The sequence below is a fragment of the Paenibacillus pabuli NBRC 13638 genome (assembly GCF_001514495.1).
In the GTDB taxonomy this organism is placed as follows: Bacteria; Bacillota; Bacilli; order Paenibacillales; family Paenibacillaceae; genus Paenibacillus; species Paenibacillus pabuli.
The window spans coordinates 1-6573 of record NZ_BCNM01000048.1 but is presented as its reverse complement, the minus strand read 5'-3'; the positions used below and the strand labels follow the sequence as shown (position 1 = coordinate 6573).

The 6573-nt window shown below is 45.4% G+C and carries 7 protein-coding genes and 1 riboswitch; all 7 genes read right to left on the bottom strand.

Annotated features, from left to right (window positions below):
• Positions 1–308: 308 nt before the first annotated feature.
• Positions 309–521: a hypothetical protein gene (locus tag PPA03S_RS33775; protein WP_062330022.1), complete on the bottom strand. Its 213-nt coding sequence runs from the start codon at positions 519–521 to the stop codon at positions 309–311.
• Entirely contained in the window at positions 496–645 is a 150-nt protein-coding gene (locus PPA03S_RS33770) for a hypothetical protein (RefSeq protein WP_217998985.1), read from the bottom strand. The genes PPA03S_RS33775 and PPA03S_RS33770 overlap by 26 nt, the downstream gene beginning before the upstream one ends.
• Positions 646–879: 234 nt before the next feature.
• A complete protein-coding gene (locus tag PPA03S_RS31770) occupies positions 880–2256 on the bottom strand; it encodes an NCS2 family permease (RefSeq protein ID WP_062330021.1) in 1377 nt (458 codons plus the stop codon).
• A 181-nt stretch (positions 2257–2437) separates the two neighbouring features.
• Positions 2438–2537, bottom strand: a riboswitch (purine riboswitch).
• A 381-nt stretch (positions 2538–2918) separates the two neighbouring features.
• Positions 2919–3170: a hypothetical protein gene (locus PPA03S_RS31765; protein WP_062330020.1), complete on the bottom strand. Its 252-nt coding sequence runs from the start codon at positions 3168–3170 to the stop codon at positions 2919–2921.
• Positions 3171–3266: 96 nt separating this feature from the next.
• Positions 3267–4307, bottom strand: coding sequence for a leucine-rich repeat domain-containing protein (locus tag PPA03S_RS31760; RefSeq protein ID WP_062330019.1), 1041 nt, complete (start codon positions 4305–4307; stop codon positions 3267–3269).
• Between the two features lie 174 nt (positions 4308–4481).
• Positions 4482–6020, bottom strand: coding sequence for a glutamine-hydrolyzing GMP synthase (gene guaA, locus PPA03S_RS31755; RefSeq protein WP_062330018.1), 1539 nt, complete (start codon positions 6018–6020; stop codon positions 4482–4484).
• 315 nt (positions 6021–6335) lie between these two features.
• Positions 6336–6573: DUF4129 domain-containing protein (locus PPA03S_RS31750; protein WP_157284481.1), on the bottom strand; the 238-nt coding region annotated here is incomplete at its 5' end.

Genomic DNA, 6573 nt, shown 5'->3' with positions numbered 1-6573 from the left:
TTTTCTTGTTTTCTTGGCCGGAATTAGAATATACCATGTACAGATTTCAATTGCAAGCTTTTATTTTAAAATTCCTATCACTATCTAAGTGCTATAAAACGCAAGCAAAATAATTAATCGATTTCCTTATCTCCTTAGCCACAACTTACATTGGTTTCTCTGGAGGGAAACTCTAGTTTCGTGCACCAGTATCTGTTATATAGAATAGTATATCTTTCAAACTGGTTATCCAGCTTGCTGTTAACTCACCTCAATCGGTTCAGATACACTTATCTGCTCATTTATAATCATTTATTTTAGTATACACATTAGGGCCTGATGATCTCACCATCCGAACCGCTCACATCAAAGAAACCGACGTTGTGTTTCCTAGCCAACTCACGCATCATTTTATAGGCGTCTTCCGCAACAGACCATGCGAATGCAGCATAAATCACTTCTTTTCCAACCGAGTATTCTGTTAATCGATTATCTGTTCCCGCTTCTTCCATCGCTTCAAATATATCGTCTTCCACATTCATAGAAGGAAATGTCCGAATAGGAATGATCATCCGACCACTTTGTCTGCTCACCATACCATCTCATAAACGACACTTTATCCACTGGAGCTTTGGCTGGATCAAAAACCATCAAATCATAACTCATGGATGTTCCTCCTTTATATATAGAAGAAAGTCGATTGCGATCTCCCACAGATTAAGAGTATCCCCTACGTAGAACAGTTCAAAGTGTCTCCTGTCCCTTCTTTTAAAATTAATGCTGCATATATAAGAAACAAAAAAGCGAAAGCCCCGATAAAGTACCAAGGCTTCCGCTTCTTTCATGTGTATAAATAAGCAATACATATAAGTATCTGACCCAACTTATCCAGTCAAACCTTTATTCTCCACCGATAAATACATACCGGCATACAACTATAATAGCCAAAATCCACATGAGCAAGTGGATCTTCACTTTGCGTTCCGTAACCAGGTTACTGAATACAGCCAGGATTACATAGGATATAATCCCTGCGGAAATCCCGTTTGCAATTCCTCCCGTGAAAGGCATCAATACAATGGTAAGGAATGCCGGGAAAGCTTGCAGGAAGTCATCCCACTCAATGCTGCGAACCTGGCCCATCATCAATACACCCACGATGATCAATGCCGGAGCGGTTGCAGCCGACGGAACAACCAATGCTAGCGGAGCAATGAACAAAGCCAGAATGAACAGGATACCTGTCGTTACAGAAGTCAGACCCGTACGTCCACCAGCTTCAACGCCAGATGCACTTTCAACGAATGCGGTAATTGTACTCGTACCCAGCGCTGCCCCTGCACTTACACCCACTGCATCGACGAGCATTGCTTTACCAATGGTTTTCTCGCCTTTTTTCTTATCCTTCATAATCCCCATTCGTGTTGCTGTACCTACCATCGTTCCGAATGTGTCAAACAACTCCACAAAGGTGAAGATGAAAATAATCTCAAATAACCCAAGACTGATGGCACCCTTCAAATCCAGTTGTCCAACCGCCAGATCGCTGAAGTTAGGCAACCAGCTCGCACCGGACAAGCCGCTAAGATTCGTAACACCCATCGGGATACCAATCAACGTCGTGGCAATGATACCGATCAGTAATGCACCTTTGACGCGCATAACCATCAGTACAGCAATAATAAGCAGTCCGATCAGCGCCAGTAAGGCATCATGATGTGTTACGAAATTCCCCAAAGACAGATTAAAGCTGCTGCCCGGAATCGGTTGGCTCAGATCTGCATCAGGTGCAACATTGACGGTTACAGCGACCAGATTGGCCAGTTTGAAACCGACAATAGTAATAAAGAGACCGATACCCACGGTGATTGCCATCTTTAATGAATCCGGAACTGCAACGAGCAGCATCTGACGGATTCTGGTCACCGTCAAAATAATGAACACGATACCCGAAAGGAACACAGCTCCCAGAGCGGCCTGCCAGGAAATCGCACCATTGGAACTTAAGACCACGGTCATGAAGTAAGCGTTCAATCCCATACCCGGTGCAAGGGCGATCGGAATGTTAACGAACAATCCCATAATGATGGTCATCAATCCGGCACCTACAGCTGTTGCAAAGAATACTGCATTGTCCGACATACCGGCTCCCGCCGATCCCAAGAACAACGTGTTTACGAAAAGAATGTACGCCATTGTCATAAAAGTAGTAAGACCCGCAACAATCTCCGTTCTAACGTTCGTTCCATTTTCTTTTAGCTTAAAGAAACGATCCATAATTCACTAACTCCCCCTTAGAGATGTTGAAGCCATATTGAAAAACGACAAATGACCCTGAAGATGAATGCATCACCCAGGGTTATCGCTGACGAGGAGTGGCACTGTGCCAATTACGGAGAACAAAAAAAATTCTAATGTGCGTGATGTTATGCCCGACGCAATCATGTAGAATTCATGTGCTCAGCCTTCTCCTCTTCGTAGCCAGATCATTAGGGTGATCTCGTAGAGACTCCCGGGCCAATCCCCGGGATTATACGAAGTAGTATGCGCTATTTGTGTGTTTCCCATCACTATTTTAGGAGGATTGCCTCTAGTTTGTCAATGATAAAAACGAATGTTATTCTCGCTCATTAACTAAATCGTTCGTATTATTTAACAAAATGAACCAGTTCAGCGGTTTACAACCCAAATTTTAATGAGGTTTACGTTAATTACCCAGGTGGATATGTCGATCCTGCCACAGGTTTTCACTTTATCTGACACAATAAAAGCTATCGCAATCAAAGATGCACGTGCACTTTGATTGCGATAGCTTGATGGGTCATCTAGAAGATGGTTATATGATGAGAATAACATAGCTAATATTCAATAGCTTAGGCATACGGAGCAAGCTGCGACGATCGCCAGATCATTTTTTTACCCGATAAGTCCGATGCACCTTAAATTTCTGTTTGAAGTCCATCTCTTACCTGCTGTTGTTCCTGATCGGTAATAGCCGTTGACCCTTCAGACAACTCCTGATTCTGGGTCTGATCGGAAGACGAATCTGCTGCCTCTAAGTTCACAAATGAAGAATCCCCCGCACCGAGAGCCAAGTCCTGCATACCCGAGCCGCAGCCTGCCAGCATCACCATCAGAAACGCACTTCCAATGCCCATCTTCCATTTGCTCATACTGTCGGTTTTACGCATACATTCAATTCTCCTTTCAGTCGCCATATAGCCGTATTCTGTACTTAGTGTACAAGCCGGACATGAAAATAATCTGAAATGCACCTAAAAAAGGAATTAAATATTCAGAGATTCATCGTTATACCACCATCCGCTCTCATCCCACATGCCTGCTTCCATTATCGCCTGCTTCGCCACTTTTTGCTGTTTGGCACTTTTCAAATGAACGATCATTCTTTCCAAGAATTTATGATGAATCAGGGATTTGATATCTTCAGCGGTGATATGTTTCATTTGCAGAAGAGCTAGCTCTTTCAGGCTCTTGGACGTTTTTGTCCAATCAATATTCTCCACATTCACATTGTTCAGGAAAACTCGCTTTAATTTAGTCAGATTTTCAAGAGACGGCAGACTCGTTAGATGAGGCTGGTCCTCGATCCCTAATAAGCGCAACCCCTTCAGTTCAGGCAATACGGATAGATCGGACAAACCTTTCACCCTTAGGAGCTTCAACAATTGCAAGGATTCCATTCCCGCAAGGCTATCCAGATTCTCTGCTCCACCAAAACTGAGATGAAGTTCGCACAAATCCGCTAATTTTTTTAAGTATCCCAGTTCCTTTAATGGCATTCCCGAAATATAGAGGGACCGGAGTGAAGACAATGTTCCGATCGTTTCAATGTTAGTTGTATGACCATTCACACTTAGCGTTTTAAGCTCGGTAAAGCGGTTAAGTACGGATAAATTGGTTTTCTTTGTTTTGGTTTTACCGATGCGGAGCTGCTGTAAAGTAGTGGGTACAAACTTCAATACATTAAGAGATTCCGCCTCGAATACGTCAAAAGCAAACTCTTTCAGCCTTAGCAATTCACCTAAGCTCTCAATCCCCTGAATGCGTCTATTACAATCAATTACAAGCTTTTCTACATGGTTCATATATTTTAGAACAGACAAATCGCCAGATTGTGAATGAAAGCCATATATGCGAAAAGTAACATCGGGTCTGTTGGCAAACAGCTCCTCATTCAATATCTGCATCACGTTTACATCCGGGATGTTGTGCTCGCTGTATTGAACAATCTTTAGCTCAGGATGAGCCGTAAGTGCGGCAACCTCTTCATGAGTCCATCCCGGGTTGAGTTCGATTCTTCCCTTCATAGTTGTAGTTCCTCCTCGCAGAGTATTCTCTCGTAATATCTACTAGGCTATCCATTAATTATCGTAAATTAAAGTATAAATAAAGCCTTGTGCAAACACAAAATGAAAAAAAGAGACCAAAGCTCCTTAGACGGAGACTCCGATCTCTTGTTATTAAATCTGTATAGATAACTTCTACTCCCACTCGATCGTTGCAGGTGGTTTGGAGGTTACGTCATACACGATACGGTTAACGTTATCGACTTCGTTAACGATCCGTACGGAAATTTTCTCCAGCACATCCCAAGGGATACGCGCCCAGTCTGCTGTCATGCCGTCGATGGATGTTACAGCACGAATACCTACAGTGTAGGAATACGTACGTGCATCACCCATTACCCCAACACTCTTCATGTTCGGCAGAGCCGTGAAGTATTGCCAGATTTCGCGGTCCAGACCGGCTTTAATAATCTCTTCACGCAGAATGTAGTCCGAATCACGCACGATTTTAAGCTTCTCTTCCGTAACTTCACCCAGAACACGGATCGCAAGACCTGGACCCGGGAAAGGCTGACGGTGTACGATTTCGTCCGGCAGGCCGCACTCGGTACCCACTTTGCGCACTTCATCTTTGAACAAGGTGCTCAGTGGTTCGATCAGCTTAAAGTTCATATCTTCAGGCAATCCACCCACGTTGTGGTGAGATTTGATCGTTTGAGCTGTCGCTGTGCCACTTTCCACGATGTCCGTGTACAGTGTACCTTGAGCCAGGAATTCGAAATCATCAAACTGCTTGGACTCTTCGTCAAATACGTAAATAAACTCGTTACCGATGATTTTACGTTTTTGTTCCGGATCATCCACGCCAGCCAGCTTGGACATAAAACGCTCTTGTGCATCGATTTTGACAACTTTCATGTCAAATTTGCCGACAAACGTCTCCATTACGCTCTCCGCTTCGCCTTTGCGCAGCAGACCATGGTCGATAAACATACATGTCAATTGATCACCGATCGCTTTGTGAAGCAGTGCAGCAACAACGGAAGAATCCACACCACCGCTCAGTGCGCACAGCACTTTACTGTCGCCCACTTTTTCACGAATATCTTTGATCGTATCTTCGATGAACGTCTCCATGCTCCAGTTGCCTTCGCATCCACAGATTTCGAACAGGAAGTTGCGTATCATATCGTTACCACGAACAGAGTGACGTACTTCCGGATGGAACTGAACAGCATACAATTTGCGCTCGTCGTTGCTCATCGCTGCAATTGGCGCACTTTCCGTGCCTGCATCCAGTTTGAAACCCGGAGGAAGAGTAACTACGTGGTCACCATGACTCATCCATACCGTATGATCACCTTCGATACCTCGTGCAAGAACAGCACCTGGAGCAAACGCGATATCTGCCTTACCGTACTCGCGCTTCTCGGCACGTTCTACCTTACCTTCGAGCTGCTGCGCCATAAGCTGCATACCGTAGCAGATTCCGAAGATAGGGAGTCCCAGATTATAAATAGCCGGATCCACGTGCGGAGCATTCTCAGCGTAAACACTGGATGGGCCTCCCGAGAAAACAATCCCTTTTGGTGATAATTCTGCGATTTTCTCTGCAGGTGTGTTATACGGCAAAAGCTCGCTGTATACGCCGAGATCCCGAATTCTTCTGGCGATTAACTGGTTGTATTGGCCCCCAAAGTCAAGGACAACCACTATTTCATTTTGCTTATTCATTACCGTGCCTCCCTCAATTAATGAAACTAATTATACGCAACGACAAAACATACCGTCAAGGAAAGGCGAAACTCCTTTTTTCGACATCTCAAAACTTGGCATATCCAGCGCCTGAGAATACGGTATTTGATCGAATGTACTTGCCTACTTTCTATTCATTTCCCAATTGGAAATATTCAGAAAAGGATTGATGCACTATTTTCATAAAAAGAGATCTTCCGCATGAAGCTCACGGTATATGCTCGCGGAAAGACGCCTCGTTCGCTTTATGGGCGAGAAAGGCGTCTATGTTTAAGCGCGGCGCTGTACTTCGTGTTACAGCGCCTGCATTCGCCGGGCCAAGTGAAGCGCCCGGCGCAGGAAGTCCAGGCTGTCCGCGCGCAGCGGACGGTCCGGCCCGTACAGCAGCCGTTCCCAGTCGGCTGCGAACCGCGCGATGTCCGCGCCGTCCGTGCCTGCGGCCACGGCGGGTGACGCTGCATATTCACGCAGCGTCATACCCGGCGGCCGCGGGCCGTAGCGGCGCGCAAGCGCGGCCCAGACCGGAGCGGCG